Genomic DNA, 19,181 nt, shown 5'->3' with positions numbered 1-19,181 from the left:
CAAACGATATAAATTGGCGTTCAGGTGAGCCAGATTGAATCAACTGAGTGACTGCGCTCTAAAAAACGCACTTAATCCGCATTAGGTTCACATAAATTCACCCATGAACGGTATGCTGGGCGCAGAAAACACGCGTGAGAATTGTGATGACCGATGCAAATGAAGCCAGAAACCGACTATTAAACGGCTGGCAGCTGTCGAAAATGTACACCTTTGAAGTGGCGGCCCGGCATGAATCCTTCGCGCTGGCGGCGGAGGAGCTGTCGCTCAGCCCCAGCGCGGTGAGCCACCGCATCAACCTGCTGGAAGAAGAGCTGGGTATTCAGCTGTTTGTCCGTTCGCACCGTAAAGTCGAGCTGACGCAGGAGGGAAAGCGCGTTTACTGGACGCTAAAATCGTCCCTCGACACCCTGAATCAGGAGATCCTGGACATCAAAAACCAGGCGCTGTCCGGCACGCTGACGGTCTACTCCCGGCCGTCGATCGCTCAGTGCTGGCTGGTACCCATGCTGGGTGACTTTACCCGCCGCTATCCGTCAATATCGCTCACCGTCCTGACCGGCAATGATTACGTCAATATGCAGCGAACGGGCGTCGATCTGGCGCTCTATTTCGACGATACGCCGCCCAACCATCTGTCTCATCACTTCCTGATGGACGAAGAGATTTTGCCCGTCTGCTCGCCGCAGTGTGCCCGCGAGCATGAGCTGCTGAAAAACCCCGATAACCTTAGCCACTGCACGCTGCTGCACGACCGTCAGGCCTGGAGCAATGATTCCGGTACGGATGAGTGGCTGAGCTGGGCGCAGCATTTTGGGGTAAATATGCCGCCATCGTCGGGTATTGGTTTCGATCGTTCGGACTTAGCGATTATTGCGGCCATCAACCACGTCGGCGTCGCGATGGGCAGAAAGCGGCTGGTGCAAAAACGGCTTGAACGGGGCGAACTGATCGCCCCGTTTGGTGACAAGACCCTGAAATGCCATCAGCACTACTATGTTTCGACGCTTTCGGGCCGACAGTGGCCGAAAATAGACGCCTTTATCGGCTGGCTGAGAGAACTGGCAGGTTGAAGAATTATTACGCTTTCGCGCTACACCAAATGTGAAAAAGCGTGCTAAATACAGGTAATGCTTTCGATTTATCCAGGGTAAACCGTGTTAAAGCCTCTTATAGCGACCGCGTTACTGATCTCTTCCGGCTGGGCCATTGCCGCTGAGCCGCCGCTGACGGCTGCCCGTTATGCGCAGCAGCTTGGCGTCGGTATGGATGTGGACTGGGCGCGCACCGAGCGCGGCATACGCGAATTCGACCCGCTGGTGGTCCGCGATTTTCGGGCTAAAGGCATTACCCACGTGCGCATCCGCGTGGCCGACGAGCCGACGGAAGCTCGGCTGATCCACCTGCGCAAGCTGGTAGAAGCCTGTGAGCAGTATGGCGTGATCCCGATAGTCGCGTATCAGGCTGATGAATATAAAAACGACCCGAAAGCCGATAACGAGAAAGAGACGGTCAACTGGTGGATTGCCGTGGCGCACTATTTCGGTCAAAGCTACCCGTTGCTGGGTTTTGATCTCATTTATGAGCCGGCCGACAAGCTCAACCACAATCTGGCGTCGCTAAACCGCGTGTATGAAAAAACCGTTAAAGCGATCCACGACATCGACCCGCAGCGCATGATCTTCATTGCGCCACGCCTGCGTGCCGCGCCGGAGGAGTTACCCAGCCTGAAGCTGCCCGCGCACAGCCAAACCTATCTGCTGGCGGAGTGGCATATTTTCCCGTGGGGGCCGCTGAAAAATGGCGGTAAATACCCGTGGACGTCCGGCACGGCGGCGGAGAAAGCGGCTATCCGTAACCGCATCAATGCCGCGCTGCACTGGCAGCAAAAAACCGGGCACGTTAGCTGGGTCGGGGGCTGGGGCGTGGGGGAGTCAAGTCGCTTAACGCCAACCGCCTCGCAAATGGCCTTTGCCACCTATATGGCCTGCGAGCTGCAAAAGGCGAAAATTCCGTATGCGCTTAACGCGGACTTCCAGTTTTACGACGGGGAAGAGGGGGCCTGGCGGCCAGCGCCAGAGCCGTTACTGCAGGCGATGATTGCGCCCGTCTGTGAAAAGCCCGGCGAGAAGCCGGGCCATCATGCGGTTAAACCGGCTGCTCGTGATGCGGGACACGCGACGCCAGCGGCAGCCAGCACAGTAAAATCAGCAGCCCCATCAGCGTCATCAGCAGGCCCAAACTAGCCTGCCCGGTCTGCGGCATCATCGCCGAGAGCCAGGCCAGCGCGCCGGAACCGATGTTCTGCAAACCGCCCACCAGCGCGCCCGCCGTACCTGCGAGGAACGGGAACGGCTCCATCGCGCCGCTGGTGGCGAGCGGGAACAGCATCCCCGCGCCGAAGAAGAACAGCGCCGCCGGGATGAGCAGCGTCCAGACGGTCATCACGCCAAACAGCCCCGGGATCCACATCATCAGACCCGCCAGCAGACAGCTGATCACCGACTGCCACATCAGGGTGGAGAAGCGCTTGTTTGGTCGTCCGGCAAACCACGCGCCGAAGAACGCCGCCGGGATCGGCAGAATAAACAGAATGCTCACCACCATGCTGCTCAGGCCCAGCCCCGCGCCCAGCAGCACGCCGGAGCAGGCTTCGAACACCGCGATGCCCGCCAGGCCGCCGATGAGCATCAGCAGGTAGCAGGTGAACGCGCCGTTGCCGAACAGCGTTTTATAGCTGGCGATCAGCTTCGTGCGCGGCGCGTCCTGCGGACGCGTTTCCGGCATCCAGCGCGCCATGCTGAAGGTGACAATGATGCACAGCACCAGCAGGAAGGCGTAGCAGGCGCGCCAGGACCACATCGTGTCCAGCAGGCCGCCGATCAGCGGGGCCAGCAGCGGGCTGACCAGAATCCCCATATTCAACAGACTATTGGCATGACGGAGCTGGGTGCCCTGATACATATCGCGCGGTAAGGTTCGCGCCATCACCCCGCCAACGCCGGTCCCCACGCCCTGCAGGGCGCTGGCGGCAATCAGTACGGTCAGGCTGTGGGTGGTAATGGCAATTACCGTCGCCACCATGAAAATGCTCATGCCCACCAGGATCACCGGGCGACGCCCGACGCGGTCGGAGAGCGGGCCGTAGAAGAGCTGCGAAACGCCATAGGTCAGCAGGTAGGCCGCCATTACGCTCTGTACCGCGCCCTCGCGGACGTTCAATTCCTTTGCCATGTCGGCAATCGCCGGAATGTAGATGGTTTGCGCCATCTGACCGACGGCCACCAGTAACACCAGCATCAACAATAAGTTAACGTTCCGTTGCTTTTTCATGTCGCTGAATACTTTTGCCAAAAGAGAAAAATGAAGAATAAGTGACTGCGCATTCCCATAAATGCGCGAGGAATCTACCACAGAGAGATGACAATTTAAGCATTGTCGCGGTGAATGAAAAAACCGGTAAAGGCAGGATTTGTAAACAATAACGGCAACTAATGTTGCCAGTGCTTTACGCCAGGCGCAGCAGAATGGCGCCGCCGGCGATACCCAGCGCCGCCGCGATGCGCAGGCCCGCAACCTTCTCTTTTAAAAGCAGAAATGCGATCAGCGCGCCAAAGAGTATGGAGGTTTCACGCAGCGCCGCAACCACCGCCAGCGGCGCCTGCGTCATCGCCCACAGCGCCAGACCGTAAGAGCCCATGGTCCCCACCCCGCCAAGCAGCCCCTTTTTCCAGTGCAGACGCAGGTAGCCGGACGCCTCGCGCCGACGCGCGACCATCGCCCAGCCGAGCAGGCAGAAGCCGTTCATAAAGAAGGTCCACAGCGTATAGCCCAGCGCGGTCTCCGACAGCCGCACGCCGGTGCCGTCCACCAGCGTATATCCCGCAATAAAGCAGGCGTTCAGCAGCGCCAGCCAGATCCCCTTGCGTGACTGCATGCGCCCGTTCATTGCCATCGCCAGAATCGACAGGCAAATTACCCCGATGCCGGACCAGGCGAGCCAGGAGAGACGATCGCCGAGCACCAGCACGCTGATCAGCGCCACCAGCAGCGGGGCGGTGCCGCGCATCAGCGGGTAGGTCTGGCTCATATCGGAGACCTGATAGGTCTTCGCGACCAGCACGGTGTAGACCACCTGTAAGGCGCAGGAGACGATCAAAAACGGCCAGCTTGCGGCAGAGGGCTGTGGAGAGAAGGGGAGCAGCACCAGGGCAATCAGCGTGGCGGAGCCGCTGACGCTGATTGCAGAATAAAGCTTGTCCGTTCCGGCTTTGACGATGGCGTTCCAGCTGGCATGCAGCAGCGCGGCGAAGAGTAAAATGCAGAATACGGTGAGGGTCATGGCGTATCGGGTGATGAATTGTCACTCAACTGTAACATTCACGTCCTGAAGCTGCCAGCCGGTTACACCGCACAAAAAAGGCGGTGCGTCACCCGCGGTTCGTCCGAGACCAGCGTAAACCCTGCCTGGCGATAAAACCCGTAGGCAGCGTCCGGCGCATGGGTATTGAGGAAATCGAACCAGATGCTGGCATCGGCCATCACGACGGTTAAAAGCTGCTTGCCAATCCCCAGCCCGCGGCACTTCTCGCTGACGTAGAGATGGCGAATACGCCCGGCGCGCGGCTGCTGGCTGAACGGATCGCGATTCAGACCGCACACGCCAACCAGCTTGCCGTTGAGAAACGCCCCCAGCAGCTTTTCACCCGGCGCGTTAAAGCGGTTCTCACCCCGCTGCCAGCTCTCTTCCAGCCTGCGCAGCATGTTGAAATTCGATGCGATACTTTCAGCCTTCAGGGCGATGTACCCCGGCTCTTCTGGCGTGACAGGCTCAATTAACAGACGCGACATAGCATTCCCTCGTTATTAAAGAGGGGCGGTTGCCCGCCCCTCTCAGGTGCGACTTGAACCTGAATTACCGAACGAATTTCAGGACAGCATCAAGCAGTTGCAGTACAGCAACAATGAGTTTGAGGATAAGTATCACCATATCCACTACGCTCATACGCGTCTCCTTTTGGTTAAAAGGAGCACGATGCTGGCGTACCTTTCCGCCGCCTGTTGCCAGCACCTGGATTGACGTAACACAGTGTGCTCACTTCAGGGGTTAAGGCACTGACGGCACCACCCGTTTCAGCCAGGACTTCGTTGCGCCGGTAGAACTGCGGCCCCCTCGCTCACTGCGAACACCCTCAGTATAGATAAATACTGTACGTATGAACAGTATTTTGTGGACAAAATCTGGAAGGCGATCCATACTCAAAAACGTCAAAATCCGTGCCGGAATTGCGCGTTCGTCTTCGATCGCGTATACTTTTTGCGTTGACGTAACACAGTGTGTTCTGCGGCGACCAACCGCAAAACCCTGATTAAAACCTCGCTCCGGCGGGGTTTTTTGTTTTCTGGGCTATCCCTTTTTAAGGAGAAGAACCTGATAAATTTTGCACGATAACATCACCAAATACGAAAATAATATAAATGAGTTGTATTGATACCCATCATAAAATTTAAATTGAATTATTTATTGCCGTAATAAATAACGGTGAAAGCATTTATTTATTACATGAATATATATTTAAATTACTCTATTGGTTTGAATTGCGCAGCCTTGCAATGTACATTGCTATAACCACAAAAACGATATGGATAAATTATGCAGGCCGCTGATTATTTAAAGATGAAGTTCCAGAGCGACAGACAGTTGGCTCTTTATGGACAGCAAGGCGTTGCCGGAACATGGAAAGCATTAAAGGGAATCGGCTCTGATATCTATTCAGGAATGGAGCGTGTAAGCTGGTACTCATCATGCTTAATCCCCAGCTATCACGATGTATGTGATGAACTTCTCTCAGAAGAAAAGAGGATGTACCTCTCAATTGTGTCTCTTTACCGTTATCGCGATGTAATAGCACAGATGCTCTATCTTTATTTTAAAAGTGTTCTAAATGACTCTGAAAATGGAAATGAACAAAATCGCGCCCGCAAGACGGGTTCACAGGTAACCGGACTTGTTAAAAATATCCCGACAAGCAAAGCAGCGCGTTTAGCAATAGCATGGGGGTTGGCAATATATCTCTCCAAATCTGGCCTGCTCTCAGAAATCGTCGTCGAACGGCTTGCACGTCGTGTACCGAACGTTGTCATGGCATTTCAACTCATTGGCACGGACCAGAAGTGCGCGCTTGCTGCTCGTCGCCTGAAAACGTTGGACCCAAAGTATTACGCCACCCTCTATGCCGCACAACTGGAGATGCTCTATTACTTTATTGAACCATTCCTGTCTGAACTGATTAAGAAAGTTCAAATGGGATTCTACAGGGATTTTGAAGCGATTTATGACGACTTAAGGAACAAGTAGCATGTTTAAGAGTCTGCTATCAATTCTCTTTGCTGATATTTTATTTCCCGTTTATGTTTTTGTATGCGCCTCTTTGTTTCTGTGGTTGGTGCCTGACTACTGGGTATTACTCACATTTATTGCTATCGGTGTTTTTATCATTGTTCATCCAATAATTTTCGGTCGCTTTGATAAGTACGATTGAGTTTTAAAAAAGGGATTCTTTATGTCAAATCCGGCTTATTTATTTCTTACAGATGAAAATGGTTCCCCCATGATTGGCCCCTGCCTTGTGACAGGGCGTGAAGGTTCAATTGAACTTAAATCGTTCACTCATAATGTCAACATCCCAGTCGACGGGAATACCGGGAAATTGACGGGCACGCGCATACACATGCCCATCATGTTCCAGAAAGAATTTGATCGTGTAACCCCGCTTCTTTTTCGCGCGCTGAGTACGGGAAGAACACTCCAGTCAGCCATCATTAAGATGTATCAGATTAATGAGGCGGGTTTAGAACAGGAATATTTTAATATCCTCCTGGAGAATGTGAAAATAACCTCAATCACACCTGACCTGTATCCCGGCGCAAACACGGGAACACACCTTGAAACGGTTCTCATACGCTATGAGAAAATCACCTGGAAGCATTGCGACGGCAATGTCATCTATAGTGACGCCTGGAATGAGCGGGCAACGTACTGAAACGTGATCCCTGACGCATTTTTGCGCAGATGAAAATATTTCCATTGTCACGCCCGAAAACCTGTGTTTGTATAAATTCCATCAATGATTCCAAACACAGGTCCCCAATGACTTCATCCCTCTTCACTTCGACCCTACTAAAAACTGCGCAACCAGCCGCAGTGGTCGTCGTGCGTGTGGTGGTGGTCGTCGGCAATGCGCCGTAGGGACTGGATCAACACACGAATCCAAAACCCCGCCGGCGCAAACCGGGCGGGGTTTTTCGTTTAGGACCCTCCCCGGAAAGTCGGCTCAGAAGAAAAGGACTGGAGCATGGCAAGTTCGGGCACAACATCCACCAAGACGCGTTTTACCGGCGCGCAGCTGATCGTTCATCTGCTGGAGCGACAGGGCATCACCACGGTTGCGGGCATCCCCGGCGGCACAGTGCTGCCGCTGTACGATGCGTTAAGCCAAAGCACGCAGATCCGCCACGTGCTGGCGCGCCACGAGCAGGGGGCGGGGTTCATCGCTCAGGGCATGGCGCGCACGCAGGGTAAACCGGCGGTCTGCATGGCCTGCAGCGGCCCGGGCGCAACCAACCTGGTCACCGCCATCGCCGACGCGCGCCTCGACTCCATTCCGCTGATCTGCATTACCGGCCAGGTGCCGTCCTCGATGATCGGTACCGATGCGTTCCAGGAAGTGGATACCTACGGCATCTCTATCCCCATCACCAAACATAACTATTTAGTTCGCGACATCGCCGAGCTTCCTCAGGTTATCAGCGATGCGTTCCGCATTGCGCAGTCCGGCCGCCCGGGCCCGGTGTGGATAGACATTCCTAAGGATGTCCAGACCGCAGAGATCGAGATCGACGTGTTGCCGGAGCCGGGCGAGCGTGCCCCCGCGCCGGAGTTCAGCGCTGAGAGCGTGCGCGACGCCGCCGCCATGATTAACGCCGCCAAACGCCCGGTGCTCTATCTGGGCGGCGGGGCGATTAACGCTGCGGATGAAATCTGCCAGTTTGCGGAAAAAGCCAACCTGCCGACCACCATGACCCTGATGGCGCTGGGTATGCTGCCAAAAGCGCACCCGCTGTCCCTGGGGATGCTGGGCATGCACGGCGCGCGCAGCACCAACTACATCCTGCAAGAGGCGGATTTGCTGATTGTGATGGGCGCGCGTTTTGATGACCGGGCGATTGGCAAAACCGAGGAGTTCTGCCCGAACGCGAAAATCATTCACGTGGATATTGACCGCGCCGAGCTGGGTAAAATCAAGCAACCGCACGTGGCGATTCAGGGGGACGTAGCCGAAGTGCTGGCGCAGCTGATCCCGCAAACCGAGGCGACCGATCGCGCCGACTGGCGCCAGCTGGTGGCCGACCTGCAGCGCGAGTTCCCGGGCGCGATCCCAACTGAAGGCGATCCGCTGAGCCACTATGGCCTGATCAACGCCGTGGCCGCCTGCGTCGACGACAGCGCGATTATCACCACCGACGTGGGCCAGCACCAGATGTGGACCGCCCAGGCCTACCCGCTGAACCGTCCGCGCCAGTGGCTGACCTCAGGCGGCCTCGGCACCATGGGCTTTGGTCTGCCTGCAGCAGTAGGTGCAGCGCTGGCGAATCCGGACCGCAAGGTCATCTGCTTCTCCGGCGACGGCAGCCTGATGATGAACATTCAGGAGATGGCGACCGCGGCCGAAAACCAGTTAGACGTGAAAATCATCCTGATGAACAACGAGGCGCTGGGGCTGGTGCACCAGCAGCAGAGCCTGTTCTACAAGCAGGGCGTGTTTGCGGCGACCTATCCGGGGATGATTAACTTTATGCAGATTGCCGCCGGCTTTGGCCTGCACACCTGCGATCTGAACGCGGAAGAGGATGCCCACGCGGCGCTGCAGGCGGCGATCTCGCGTCCGGGCCCGGCGCTGATCCACGTGCGTATCGACCCTGAACAAAAAGTGTATCCGATGGTGCCGCCGGGTGCGGCAAATACTGAGATGGTGGGAGAATAAGCCATGCAGAAACAACATGATAACGTCATTCTGGAACTCACCGTCCGCAACCACCCTGGCGTCATGACCCACGTCTGCGGGCTGTTTGCCCGCCGGGCGTTTAACGTGGAAGGCATTCTCTGTCTGCCGATTCAGGGCAGCGAGCACAGCCGCATCTGGCTACTGGTCAACGATGACCAGCGTCTGGAGCAGATGATGGCGCAGATCGACAAGCTGGAGGACGTCACCAACGTGGCGCGCAACCAGTCCGATCCCACCATGTTTAACAAAATTGCGGTGTTCTTCGAATAGATCGCTTAAGGTAAGCGTCTTTCGCTCTTGTAGGCCGGATAAGCGCAGCGCCATCCGGCTTTTTCAGATCGCAGGAACACACATGACCACCATCGCCCTTATCGACGACCACCTTATCGTCCGCTCTGGCTTTGCCCAGCTTCTCAACCTCGAACCGGATTTCCAGGTCGTGGCCGAGTTTGGCTCCGGCCGCGAGGCGCTGGCGGGCCTGCCGGGGCGCGGGGTGCAGGTCTGTATCTGCGACATTTCGATGCCGGATCTCTCCGGGCTGGAGCTGTTAAGCCAGCTGCCGAAAGGGATGGCGACCATTATGCTCTCGGTCCACGACAGCCCGGCGCTGGTCGAGCAGGCGCTCAACGCGGGCGCGCGGGGGTTCCTCTCCAAACGCTGTAGCCCGGACGAGCTGATCGCCGCCGTGCGCACCGTCTCCACCGGCGGCTGCTACCTGACGCCGGAAATCGCCATCAAGCTGGCGGCCGGACGACAGGATCCGCTCACCCGGCGCGAGCGTCAGGTGGCTGAGAAGCTCGCGCAGGGGATGTCGGTAAAAGAGATTGCCGCCGAGCTGGATCTGTCGCCGAAGACCGTGCACGTCCATCGCGCCAACCTGATGGAAAAACTCAACGTCAGCAACGACGTCGAGCTGGCGCGCCGCATGTTTGACAGCTGGCAATGAGTCCCGTCTTTTCGCGGCTGATCGCCGTCGTTGCCAGCTTTTTCATCTTCTCCGCCGCGTGGTTCTGCCTGTGGAGCATCAGCCTGCATCTGGTGGAACGTCCTGAGCTGGCGGTGCTGCTGTTTCCCTTCGGCCTGCGTCTGGGGTTAATGCTCCAGTGCCCGCGCGGCTACTGGCCCGTGTTGCTGGGCGCAGAGTGGCTGCTGCTGGTCTGGCTGGCGCAGGAAGTGGCCCTCGCGCATCTGCCCTTATTGATGACCGGAAGTCTGCTCACGCTTCTCCCGGTTGCGCTCATTTCCCGCTATCGTCACCAGCGCGACTGGCGCACGCTGCTGCGCCAGGGGGCGGCGCTGATTGCCGCCGCGCTGCTGCAGTCCCTGCCGTGGGTTGGCGACAAGGAGATGCTCAACGCGCTGCTGCTCACCCTCACCGGCGGCCTGACGCTGGCGCCGACCTGTCTGGTTTTCTGGCACTATCTCTCCAGCACCGTCTGGCAACCGCTTGGTCCGGGGCTGGTTTCCCAACCGGTGAACTGGCGCGCCCGGCATCTCATCTGGTATCTGCTGCTGTTCGTGGTGAGCCTCTGGCTTCAGCTCGGTCTTCCCGCCGAGCTTTCACGCTTCACGCCGTTTTGCCTGGCGCTGCCGATTATCGCCCTGGCCTGGCACTACGGCTGGCAGGGGGCGCTGATCGCCACCCTGATGAACGCCATCGCGCTGATCGCCAGCCAGACCTGGCACGACCATCCGGTGGATCTGCTGCTCTCGCTGCTGGCCCAGAGCCTGACCGGGCTGCTGCTGGGGGCGGGCATTCAGCGCCTGCGCGAGCTGAACCAGTCCCTGCAAACCGAGCTGGCGCGCAACCGGCGTCTGGCTGAACGCCTGCTGGAGACGGAAGAGAGCGTGCGGCAGGAGGTGGCCCGCGAGCTGCACGATGACATCGGGCAGACCATTACCGCCATCCGCACCCAGGCGGGCATTGTTCAGCGCCTGGCGGCAGAAAACGCAGGCGTGAAGCAGGGCGGGGCGCATATTGAACAGCTTTCGCTGGGCGTCTATGATTCCGTTCGTCGCCTGTTAGGGCGGCTGCGGCCGCGCCAGCTTGACGACCTGTCGCTTGAGCAGGCGGTGCGTTCCCTGATGCGCGAGATGGAGCTGGAAAGCCGCGGCATTGTCAGCCATCTCGACTGGCGCATTAGCGAACCTGCGCTGAGCGAAGGCCAGCGCGTAACCCTGTTCCGCGTCTGTCAGGAAGGGCTGAACAATATCGTCAAACACGCCAGTGCCAGCGCGGTCACGATCCAGGGCTGGCAGCAGGACGAGCGCCTGATGCTGGTGATTGAAGACGACGGCTGCGGCCTGCCGCCGGGCTCCGGCCAGCAGGGCTTTGGCCTGGCGGGCATGCGCGAGCGGGTGAAGGCGCTTGGCGGCACGCTGAGCCTCTCCTGCACCCACGGGACGCGCGTCAGCGTCAGCCTGCCGTTAAGGACGCATCATGTTTAAAACCCCAGCCAGCGCCGCCCCGTTAAGCAACAAAGCGGAAATCGACGCCCGCTACCGCTACTGGCGTCGTCATATCCTGATCACTATCTGGCTCGGCTACGCGCTGTTCTACTTCACCCGCAAAAGCTTCAACGCCGCCGCGCCGGAAATCCTCGCCAGCGGGGTGATGACCCGCACCGATATCGGCCTGCTGGCGACGCTGTTTTATATCACCTACGGCCTGTCGAAGTTCTTCTCCGGCATCGTCAGCGATCGCTCAAATGCCCGTTATTTCATGGGCGTTGGGCTGATCGCCACCGGCGTGGTGAATATTCTGTTTGGCTTCTCCACCTCGCTGTGGGCCTTTGCCCTGCTGTGGGCGCTGAACGCCTTCTTCCAGGGCTGGGGCGCGCCGGTCTGCGCGCGTCTGCTCACCGCCTGGTACTCACGCAACGAACGCGGCGGCTGGTGGGCCGTCTGGAACACCGCGCACAACGTCGGCGGGGCGCTGATCCCGATGGTGGTGGGGGCCGCGGCGCTGCACTACGGCTGGCGCGCGGGGATGATGATTGCCGGTGGCCTGGCGATTGTCGCCGGGCTGTTCCTCTGCTGGCGCCTGCGTGACAGGCCGCAGACCGTGGGCCTGCCTGCGGTGGGCGACTGGCGGCACGACGAGATGGAGATTGCCCAGCAGCAGGAGGGCGCGGGGCTGACCCGCAGGGAGATCCTCACCAAATATGTGCTGAAAAATCCGTACATCTGGCTGCTGTCGCTCTGCTACGTGCTGGTCTACGTGGTGCGCGCGGCCATCAACGACTGGGGCAATCTGTACATGTCCGAGACGCTCGGCGTGGACCTCGTGACCGCCAACTCGGCGGTCACGATGTTCGAGCTGGGCGGGTTTATCGGCGCGCTGGTGGCGGGCTGGGGCTCGGATAAGCTGTTCAACGGCAACCGCGGCCCGATGAACCTGATCTTTGCCGCCGGGATCTTGCTCTCCGTCGGCTCGCTGTGGCTGATGCCGTTCGCCAGCTACGTCATGCAGGCGGCGTGCTTCTTCACCACCGGCTTCTTCGTGTTTGGCCCGCAGATGCTGATCGGCATGGCGGCGGCGGAGTGCTCGCACAAGGAGGCGGCAGGCGCGGCGACGGGCTTTGTCGGGCTGTTTGCCTATCTTGGCGCATCGCTCTCCGGCTGGCCGCTGGCGCGGGTCATCGACATCTGGCACTGGAGTGGCTTCTTCGCGGTGATCGCCATCGCGGCGGGAATTTCCGCCCTGCTGCTGCTGCCGTTTTTACATGCGCAGGCCCCGCGTGAAGCCAGCGTGATGTGATGCGCCTCACCTTTTCACCCCGAGTGGCGCAAAACTAGGAAATTTTCCCGGTTTTACCTGGACGCTGTCTCAGGCATCTCTCCCGGCTGATTTTTACAATGCTGCAAAAATCAGCTCAGGAGTAAACCAACCATGCTGGCCTTCTTAAACCAGGTGCGCAAGCCGACTCTGGATCTGCCGCTCGACGTGCGGCGCAAGATGTGGTTCAAACCGTTCATGCAGTCCTATCTGGTGGTCTTCATCGGCTACCTGACCATGTACCTGATCCGCAAAAACTTTAACATCGCGCAGAACGACATGATCTCGACCTACGGGCTGAGCATGACGCAGCTGGGGATGATTGGCCTGGGCTTCTCCATTACGTACGGCGTGGGGAAAACCGTTGTCTCGTACTATGCAGACGGCAAAAACACCAAGCAGTTCCTGCCGTTTATGCTGATCCTCTCCGCCATCTGTATGCTCGGCTTCAGCGCCAGCATGGGCGCGGGTTCCGTTAGCCTGTTCCTGATGATCGCCTTCTACGCCCTGAGCGGTTTCTTCCAGAGCACCGGCGGGTCGTGCAGCTACTCCACCATTACCAAATGGACCCCGCGCCGCAAGCGTGGTTCCTACCTCGGCATGTGGAACATCTCCCACAACCTTGGCGGGGCGGGCGCGGCTGGCGTAGCGCTGTTCGGCGCAAACTACCTGTTCGACGGCCACGTCATCGGGATGTTTATTTTCCCGTCGATTATCGCCCTGATCGTCGGCTTTATCGGCCTGCGTTTCGGCAGCGACTCCCCGGAATCGTACGGCCTCGGCAAAGCGGAAGAGCTGTTCGGCGAGGAGATCAGCGAAGAGGACAAAGAGACCGAAGAAAACGAGATGTCCAAATGGCAGATCTTTGTTGAGTACGTGCTGAAAAACAAAGTGATCTGGCTGCTCTGCTTCTCGAATATTTTCCTGTACGTGGTGCGTATCGGCATTGACCAGTGGTCCACCGTGTACGCCTTCCAGGAGCTGAAGCTTTCTAAAGAGGTAGCAATTCAGGGCTTCACCCTGTTCGAAGTGGGCGCGCTGGTCGGCACGCTGCTGTGGGGCTGGCTCTCCGACCTCGCCAACGGCCGTCGCGCACTGGTGGCCTGCATCGCGCTGGCGTTGATTATCGCCACCCTCGGCATCTACCAGCACGCCAGCAACCAGTACGTTTACCTCGCATCCCTGTTCGCGCTCGGCTTCCTGGTGTTTGGTCCGCAGCTGCTGATCGGCGTGGCGGCAGTGGGCTTCGTACCGAAAAAAGCGATCGGCGCTGCCGATGGGATTAAAGGCACCTTCGCCTATCTGATCGGCGACAGCTTTGCCAAGCTGGGTCTGGGGATGATCGCCGACGGCACGCCAATTTTCGGCCTCACCGGCTGGGCGGGCACCTTCGCAGCGCTGGATGCGGCAGCGATCGGCTGTATCGTCCTGATGGCGATGGTCGCGGTGCTGGAAGAACGTAAAATTCGCCGTGAAAATCGCGCGCAGAAATTAAAAACAGCCTGAGTGTGCAGGTAACTTCTTTGCCCGGTGTGTGATGCCGGGCTTTTTTATTTGCGCCAACGGCGTTAATACCTGATCCCCCATTCCGCAACGTCTTTTCAGAGCACTATTCTGGTTATGCCCGCTGTTGACGCCGTGCGTTTCCCGCTATGATGAGCGGCTAGTCAAAGGAGAACGCATGGTCTGGATAATGCTGGCAACGCTTGCCGTGGTCTTTGTGGTGGGATTTCGCGTCCTGACCTCAGATTCCCGCCGCGCCATCAAACGTTTAAGCGAGCGTCTTGGCATCACCCCGATGCCGGTTGAGTCGATGATCGATCAGTTCGGTAAAACGCCGGGCAATGAGTTTATCCGCTACCTTGAACGGCCGGACGAGGCGCATCTGCAAAACGCCGCGCAGGTGCTGCTGATCTGGCAGGTCTGCATTGTCGACGGCAGTGAAGAGAACCTGCACACGTGGCACCGCCTGCTGCGTAAAGCCCGCCTGGCCGCGCCGATCACCGATGCGCAAATTCGTCTGGCGCTCGGCTTTATGCGCGAGATGGAGCCCGATCCGCAGGAGCTGAACGCCTTCCAGCTACGCTATAACCAGCTCTTCCTGCCGGAAGAGGGCGTGTTTTACCTGCACTGATCCCCTCTAAAACCACAAAAGTTGTCTAAACGTTAAATTCGTCACACTTTTGATGATAAACTGCGCGACTTTTCCGCACGTTTTTATCTTCAGGTGACGCCATGACAGAACATATCCAGCCCACGACCCGACCGCAGACCAAAGAGGTTACTCGCCCCAACTGGTCGGCGGTTTTCTCCGTGGCGTTCTGCGTCGCCTGCCTGATTACCGTTGAGTTTCTGCCGGTGAGCCTGCTGACGCCGATGGCGCAGGATCTGGGCATTTCCGAAGGCGTGGCGGGGCAGTCCGTTACCGTCACCGCCTTTGTGGCGATGTTTGCCAGCCTGTTTATCACCCAGGTGATTGGCACCATCGACCGCCGCAAGGTGGTCATTCTGTTCAGCGTGCTGCTGACGCTCTCCTGCCTGCTGGTCTCCTTCGCGGAAAGCTTCACCCTGCTGCTGCTGGGGCGCGCCTGCCTGGGGCTGGGGCTCGGCGGCTTCTGGGCGATGTCGGCCTCGCTCACCATGCGCCTGGTGCCCGCGCGGACGGTGCCAAAAGCGCTTTCCGTTATCTTCGGTGCGGTCTCTATCGCGCTGGTGATTGCCGCGCCGCTTGGCAGCTTCCTCGGCGGGATTATCGGCTGGCGTAACGTCTTCAACGCCGCGGCGGTGATGGGCCTGCTCTGTATCATTTGGGTGTGGAAAGCGCTGCCGTCCCTGCCGGGCGAAGCGGCGCACCATAAGCAGAACATGTTCGCGCTGCTCAAGCGCCCCGGCGTGCTGGCGGGGATGACCGCCATCTTCATGGCCTTTGCCGGGCAGTTTGCCTTCTTTACCTATATCCGCCCGGTGTTTATGACCATGGCGGGCTTTGACGTGGACGGCCTGACGCTGGTGCTGCTGAGCTTCGGTATCGCCAGCTTTGTCGGTACCTCGCTGTCGTCCCAGTTCCTGAAACGCTCCCTGAAGGTGGCGCTGGCGGGTGCGCCGCTGGTGCTGGCGGCGAGCGCCACGGTGCTGGTGCTGTGGGGCAGCGATAAGTGGGTCGCGTCTGCCATTGCGATTATCTGGGGCTTTGCCTTTGCGCTGGTGCCGGTGGGCTGGTCGACGTGGATCACCCGCTCGCTTGCCGATCAGGCGGAAAAAGCCGGGTCGATTCAGGTGGCGGTGATCCAGCTGGCGAACACCTGCGGCGCGGCCATTGGCGGCGTGGCGCTCGACCATCTGGGGCTGACGTCACCGCTGGTGATTTCCGGTACGCTGATGCTGCTGACGGCGCTGCTGGTGGCAGGGAAGGTTAAAGCGAAGTAGTGTTTTTCTCCCTCTCCCGTGGGAGAGGGTTGGGGTGAGGGCATCAGGCTACGCCGATGCCTTAACCCTTCTACGCGAATCCATCGAAATCAGCACCACCGACGACACGATCAGCAGCGTCCCCAGCCAGTCCGGCAGGGTGAACGCCACGCCCAGCAACACCACCGACAGCAGCGCGCTGCTCAGCGGCTCGGCGCAGCTCAGGATGCTCGCCTTCGGCCCGCCGATCATCTGTGCGCCTTTCAGATACAGGCTGAACGTCAGCGCGGTGCCAATCACCACCAGGTAGAAAAACGCCAGCAGCAGGCCGCCGTCGATCACGAAGGTGGTGCCGCGTCCGGCGTAGAACGGCGTCAGCAATAATCCGGCAATCAACATACTCCAGCCGACAATCGGCAATGTGCCGTAGCGGGCAATCAGCGTTGACGGATAGGTGGTGTAAAACGCGGCGGCAAACGCCGAGGCGATGCCGAAGAACAGGGCGGCAGGCGAGATGGAGAGCGAGGTTGGGTCGCCGTGGGTGACCAGCAGGAACGTCCCGACAAGCGAGGTCACAATCGCGGACAAAACAAACACGCCGGGGCGCTTTTTCCGCGCCAGCGCGAACCACGCCACGATAATCGTTGGCGACAGAAACTGGAGCACGGTGGCCGTTGCCGCATTGGATTTTTCAATCGTCAGCAGGAAGGTGAGCTGCACGGTGAGCGCGCCGACCAGCGAGAAAAACAGCAGGCTGAGGGCGTCTTTGCGATGTTTGATGACCGAGAAAATCTTGTCGCCGTGAACGAAGGAGAGCGTCAGCAGGATCACGCCGGTAAACAGCAGGCGAACCATGGTCAGGTAAGGCGAAGAAATGTGGCTTTTCTCCATGATGTACTGCGCGCAAACGCCGGAACTGCCCCATAAAACGGCGGCGATCAGGACGTTCAGCATCCCTTTACGTGTGGAACCCATTTTCTCCCCTGTTATGTTGGTTTTTTTGTAGCATAACATGGGATCTTGCCGGGTGGCGCTACGCTTACCCGGCCTACAAAACCTTGTAGGCCCGTGCAAGCGCAGCGCCGCCGGGCGAAACAAACGACGCTTTATTAGAACCACGCCTCCCACATCGCGCCGACGTTGAAGTCGTCGAGCGTCTCGTCTTTGGTGTTGTTCACGCGCGCGGTGCGTGCGTTATCCACCTTGCCGCCGGTCACGTAGAAGCGCAGCATCGGACGGAACTCCGGCCCCATGGCGATAGACATGTTCTGCGACAGGGTCAGCTTCCAGCCTTTGTTGTCGCCGCCGTTGTCGTAATCCACGTGCTGCCAGCCCGCTTCCAGCCAGGTGGAGTGAACGTCGTTCCACCAGTGCATCGGACGCACGATGGCGCTGTAGTTCTTACGGTTGTCGGTCTTATCACGGCTGTTGTCGTAGTCGTGGAAGGCGAGGATGTACTCCACCTGCGTGGCCTGGGTGAATTTGTACAGCCCTTCGAAGCTGGCGTAGACCGTGGTCAGGTCTTCGGTTTTATTGAACACGCTGTTGTCCGAGTTATCGGAGTAGCGGGCGATCACCTTGTTCACGCCGCTGTCGTTGGTGTGGCTCAGCACCACGCCGCCCTGCCAGGCGTTCAGACGCTCGTCGCTCTCCACCGCTTTTGAATCAAAGCCGTAGTTGGCGTACAGCTCCAGATCCAGCGGACCGAGCTTCATGCCGTGGATTTTAGAGGTGGCCGCGTAGTTACCTTTGTCGCCCGTGCCGGACCCGCCGGTACAGGTGATGCGTGACGGGTTCGCTTCGTCTTCCATCACTTCCGGGCTACAGGATTCCACTGCCGCCACGGCAGCGACGTCAAACTGCACGCCGCCGATATCGAAGTTCTTCACCCCGGCGCCCTGGCCGTCGTGGTTCATCCAGAAGTAATCGTTGATGCCCTGCTGCGGACGCTGGTGGAAGTCGCGACCGGCCCAGAAGTAGGCGTTCGGGTTGGAGGCCATAATATTGGTCACCCCCGCGTAGGCTTTTTTCAGGTTAACTTCGTCGCCCCAGTGGTCGATCATCACGTTGATGTCCCAGATGGCGCCGTTTTCTCCCTTGAAGGCTTTAGAGAGCTGGAACTCGCCGCCGTTGCCTTCGTTACCCAGACGACCGATCGCGGACGCGCCGTTGTAGGAGCCATCCACCGCCACATATTTCTGATCGGCGGCCTGGAAGTGCGCGCCGTAGCGGGCGTAGCCGGTAAATTTAATGCCGAACGGAATCGCCATGTCCGGGGATTGCGCCGCGCTTTGCGGCTCGGTCACCACGTCCGCTTTTTTCGCGACGGCGGCATCCATTTTGGCCTGACGTTCGGCCAGGGCTTTATCCACCGCTTTCGCCACAATGGCGTCGATTTGCTCCTGCGTGAATTCCTGTGCGAGCACGGAAATTGGGCAAAGCGCGGCGATAACCGCCATGGTTAATGGAAGTTTTTTAATCGTATTCATGGTTATCTCAATATAGTTTAATTTTATTCAGACAATAACCATCCCGCTCCGATCTGACAGAATATGTCGCTATCATCAGAACAAGTGGATTTCTAGTTTTAGGTACAGAGGTATTACATTAATTTATTTCGCCATAGACTATCTCTGATATAAATGAATAATTTCTTCAGACAATTCACGCGCTAATAGCGAATTCATTAAATGATCCTGCGCGTGCACCATGATTAAGGTCATCGGCTGGCGGGCTTCGCCCGCATCCTGCTCGATCAGTTTGGTCTGCATCTTGTGCGCCTGGCGCGCATAGCCGTCGGCTTCGCGAAGCAGGCTTTTGGCTTCGTCAATGTTGCCCTGGCGCGCCGCGTGCAGCGCCTCAAAGCACAGGCTGCGGGACTGGCCAGCATTGACGATAATTTCCATTACGGCTTCTTCTAGTGCGATCATCAT

General features: G+C 58.3%; 21 protein-coding genes. 14 read left to right on the top strand and 7 right to left on the bottom strand.

All coding sequences use genetic code 11. The features are described from left to right. The first annotated feature begins 146 nt into the window (after window positions 1–146). Together dsdC and C6A40_RS18340 are read left to right on the top strand one after the other, a co-directional pair. Entirely contained in the window at window positions 147–1,073 is a 927-nt protein-coding gene (dsdC, locus tag C6A40_RS18345; RefSeq protein ID WP_045336455.1) for a DNA-binding transcriptional regulator DsdC, read from the top strand. An 84-nt stretch (window positions 1,074–1,157) separates the two neighbouring features. Continuing rightward, complete coding sequence (locus C6A40_RS18340) at window positions 1,158–2,246, top strand: cellulase family glycosylhydrolase (protein ID WP_045336457.1); 1,089 nt, start codon at window positions 1,158–1,160, stop codon at window positions 2,244–2,246. Here C6A40_RS18340 and emrD read toward each other — a convergent pair. The 4 genes from emrD to tisB all read right to left on the bottom strand — a co-directional run bounded on the left by emrD (window position 2,149) and on the right by tisB (window position 5,005). Next, entirely contained in the window at window positions 2,149–3,333 is a 1,185-nt protein-coding gene (gene emrD / locus C6A40_RS18335) for a multidrug efflux MFS transporter EmrD (RefSeq protein WP_023293703.1), read from the bottom strand. The two genes, C6A40_RS18340 and emrD, sit on opposite strands and share 98 nt — an antisense overlap. Before the next feature lie 175 nt (window positions 3,334–3,508). After that, entirely contained in the window at window positions 3,509–4,342 is an 834-nt protein-coding gene (locus C6A40_RS18330; RefSeq protein ID WP_025910714.1) for an EamA family transporter, read from the bottom strand. A 62-nt stretch (window positions 4,343–4,404) separates the two neighbouring features. Continuing rightward, window positions 4,405–4,851, bottom strand: coding sequence for a GNAT family N-acetyltransferase (locus C6A40_RS18325; protein ID WP_032654331.1), 447 nt, complete (start codon window positions 4,849–4,851; stop codon window positions 4,405–4,407). Between the two features lie 64 nt (window positions 4,852–4,915). Next, window positions 4,916–5,005 (bottom strand): type I toxin-antitoxin system toxin TisB, encoded by a 90-nt coding sequence (gene tisB / locus C6A40_RS18320; RefSeq protein ID WP_008500146.1) that lies wholly within the window; start codon window positions 5,003–5,005, stop codon window positions 4,916–4,918. Between the two features lie 648 nt (window positions 5,006–5,653). Here tisB and C6A40_RS18315 point away from each other — a divergent pair. From C6A40_RS18315 to nepI, 12 genes are all read left to right on the top strand, one after another. Continuing rightward, complete coding sequence (locus tag C6A40_RS18315) at window positions 5,654–6,358, top strand: hypothetical protein (protein WP_045336460.1); 705 nt, start codon at window positions 5,654–5,656, stop codon at window positions 6,356–6,358. Window position 6,359: 1 nt separating this feature from the next. Continuing rightward, a complete protein-coding gene (locus tag C6A40_RS18310) occupies window positions 6,360–6,542 on the top strand; it encodes a hypothetical protein (protein WP_045336462.1) in 183 nt (60 codons plus the stop codon). A gap of 21 nt (window positions 6,543–6,563) precedes the next feature. After that, window positions 6,564–7,043, top strand: a complete 480-nt coding sequence (locus C6A40_RS18305; RefSeq protein WP_023326385.1) for an Hcp family type VI secretion system effector — start codon at window positions 6,564–6,566, stop codon at window positions 7,041–7,043. Between the two features lie 107 nt (window positions 7,044–7,150). Continuing rightward, window positions 7,151–7,249, top strand: coding sequence for an ilvB operon leader peptide IvbL (gene ivbL, locus C6A40_RS18300; protein ID WP_071789119.1), 99 nt, complete (start codon window positions 7,151–7,153; stop codon window positions 7,247–7,249). A 106-nt stretch (window positions 7,250–7,355) separates the two neighbouring features. Next, window positions 7,356–9,044, top strand: a complete 1,689-nt coding sequence (ilvB, locus tag C6A40_RS18295; protein ID WP_045336464.1) for an acetolactate synthase large subunit — start codon at window positions 7,356–7,358, stop codon at window positions 9,042–9,044. A gap of 3 nt (window positions 9,045–9,047) precedes the next feature. Continuing rightward, window positions 9,048–9,335 (top strand): acetolactate synthase small subunit, encoded by a 288-nt coding sequence (gene ilvN / locus C6A40_RS18290; protein WP_008500144.1) that lies wholly within the window; start codon window positions 9,048–9,050, stop codon window positions 9,333–9,335. Window positions 9,336–9,417: 82 nt separating this feature from the next. Then, window positions 9,418–10,011 (top strand): transcriptional regulator UhpA, encoded by a 594-nt coding sequence (gene uhpA / locus C6A40_RS18285; RefSeq protein WP_021242693.1) that lies wholly within the window; start codon window positions 9,418–9,420, stop codon window positions 10,009–10,011. Further along, the gene (gene uhpB, locus C6A40_RS18280; protein ID WP_045336465.1) at window positions 10,008–11,513 is read left to right on the top strand and encodes a signal transduction histidine-protein kinase/phosphatase UhpB; all 1,506 of its coding nucleotides are present in this window, start codon (window positions 10,008–10,010) and stop codon (window positions 11,511–11,513) included. The genes uhpA and uhpB overlap by 4 nt, the downstream gene beginning before the upstream one ends. After that, complete coding sequence (gene uhpC, locus C6A40_RS18275; RefSeq protein ID WP_045336466.1) at window positions 11,506–12,825, top strand: MFS transporter; 1,320 nt, start codon at window positions 11,506–11,508, stop codon at window positions 12,823–12,825. Before uhpB ends, uhpC begins: the two co-directional genes overlap by 8 nt. Before the next feature lie 132 nt (window positions 12,826–12,957). Continuing rightward, window positions 12,958–14,349, top strand: a complete 1,392-nt coding sequence (uhpT, locus tag C6A40_RS18270; RefSeq protein ID WP_045336468.1) for a hexose-6-phosphate:phosphate antiporter — start codon at window positions 12,958–12,960, stop codon at window positions 14,347–14,349. A 175-nt stretch (window positions 14,350–14,524) separates the two neighbouring features. Further along, a complete protein-coding gene (locus tag C6A40_RS18265) occupies window positions 14,525–14,977 on the top strand; it encodes a DUF1198 domain-containing protein (RefSeq protein ID WP_008500140.1) in 453 nt (150 codons plus the stop codon). Between the two features lie 101 nt (window positions 14,978–15,078). Further along, a complete protein-coding gene (gene nepI / locus C6A40_RS18260) occupies window positions 15,079–16,269 on the top strand; it encodes a purine ribonucleoside efflux pump NepI (protein ID WP_025910692.1) in 1,191 nt (396 codons plus the stop codon). A 48-nt stretch (window positions 16,270–16,317) separates the two neighbouring features. Here nepI and C6A40_RS18255 read toward each other — a convergent pair whose 3' ends face one another. From C6A40_RS18255 to C6A40_RS18245, 3 genes are all read right to left on the bottom strand, one after another. Next, entirely contained in the window at window positions 16,318–17,223 is a 906-nt protein-coding gene (locus tag C6A40_RS18255) for an EamA family transporter (RefSeq protein ID WP_021242698.1), read from the bottom strand. 134 nt (window positions 17,224–17,357) lie between these two features. After that, a complete protein-coding gene (locus tag C6A40_RS18250) occupies window positions 17,358–18,737 on the bottom strand; it encodes a carbohydrate porin (protein ID WP_114191326.1) in 1,380 nt (459 codons plus the stop codon). 138 nt (window positions 18,738–18,875) lie between these two features. Beyond that, complete coding sequence (locus tag C6A40_RS18245; protein ID WP_008500136.1) at window positions 18,876–19,178, bottom strand: PTS lactose/cellobiose transporter subunit IIA; 303 nt, start codon at window positions 19,176–19,178, stop codon at window positions 18,876–18,878. Window positions 19,179–19,181 lie beyond the last annotated feature (3 nt).

The sequence above is a fragment of the Enterobacter sp. GER_MD16_1505_Eko_090 genome, assembly GCF_003331015.1.
Taxonomy (GTDB): Bacteria; Pseudomonadota; Gammaproteobacteria; order Enterobacterales; family Enterobacteriaceae; genus Enterobacter; species Enterobacter roggenkampii.
Note: the sequence above shows the minus strand (reverse complement) of the source record. Positions and strands in the feature narration are given on the sequence as shown.

Bases quoted from the DNA above. Each gene is read 5' to 3' on its own strand.
- dsdC (WP_045336455.1), top strand. From the start codon at position 147: ATGACCGATGCAAATGAAGCCAGAAACCGACTATTAAACGGCTGGCAG.
- emrD (WP_023293703.1), bottom strand. From the start codon at position 3,333: ATGAAAAAGCAACGGAACGTTAACTTATTGTTGATGCTGGTGTTACTG.
- C6A40_RS18330 (WP_025910714.1), bottom strand. From the start codon at position 4,342: ATGACCCTCACCGTATTCTGCATTTTACTCTTCGCCGCGCTGCTGCAT.
- C6A40_RS18325 (WP_032654331.1), bottom strand. From the start codon at position 4,851: ATGTCGCGTCTGTTAATTGAGCCTGTCACGCCAGAAGAGCCGGGGTAC.
- tisB (WP_008500146.1), bottom strand. From the start codon at position 5,005: ATGAGCGTAGTGGATATGGTGATACTTATCCTCAAACTCATTGTTGCT.
- C6A40_RS18315 (WP_045336460.1), top strand. From the start codon at position 5,654: ATGCAGGCCGCTGATTATTTAAAGATGAAGTTCCAGAGCGACAGACAG.
- C6A40_RS18310 (WP_045336462.1), top strand. From the start codon at position 6,360: ATGTTTAAGAGTCTGCTATCAATTCTCTTTGCTGATATTTTATTTCCC.
- C6A40_RS18305 (WP_023326385.1), top strand. From the start codon at position 6,564: ATGTCAAATCCGGCTTATTTATTTCTTACAGATGAAAATGGTTCCCCC.
- ivbL (WP_071789119.1), top strand. From the start codon at position 7,151: ATGACTTCATCCCTCTTCACTTCGACCCTACTAAAAACTGCGCAACCA.
- ilvB (WP_045336464.1), top strand. From the start codon at position 7,356: ATGGCAAGTTCGGGCACAACATCCACCAAGACGCGTTTTACCGGCGCG.
- ilvN (WP_008500144.1), top strand. From the start codon at position 9,048: ATGCAGAAACAACATGATAACGTCATTCTGGAACTCACCGTCCGCAAC.
- uhpA (WP_021242693.1), top strand. From the start codon at position 9,418: ATGACCACCATCGCCCTTATCGACGACCACCTTATCGTCCGCTCTGGC.
- uhpB (WP_045336465.1), top strand. From the start codon at position 10,008: ATGAGTCCCGTCTTTTCGCGGCTGATCGCCGTCGTTGCCAGCTTTTTC.
- uhpC (WP_045336466.1), top strand. From the start codon at position 11,506: ATGTTTAAAACCCCAGCCAGCGCCGCCCCGTTAAGCAACAAAGCGGAA.
- uhpT (WP_045336468.1), top strand. From the start codon at position 12,958: ATGCTGGCCTTCTTAAACCAGGTGCGCAAGCCGACTCTGGATCTGCCG.
- C6A40_RS18265 (WP_008500140.1), top strand. From the start codon at position 14,525: ATGGTCTGGATAATGCTGGCAACGCTTGCCGTGGTCTTTGTGGTGGGA.
- nepI (WP_025910692.1), top strand. From the start codon at position 15,079: ATGACAGAACATATCCAGCCCACGACCCGACCGCAGACCAAAGAGGTT.
- C6A40_RS18255 (WP_021242698.1), bottom strand. From the start codon at position 17,223: ATGGGTTCCACACGTAAAGGGATGCTGAACGTCCTGATCGCCGCCGTT.
- C6A40_RS18250 (WP_114191326.1), bottom strand. From the start codon at position 18,737: ATGAATACGATTAAAAAACTTCCATTAACCATGGCGGTTATCGCCGCG.
- C6A40_RS18245 (WP_008500136.1), bottom strand. From the start codon at position 19,178: ATGATCGCACTAGAAGAAGCCGTAATGGAAATTATCGTCAATGCTGGC.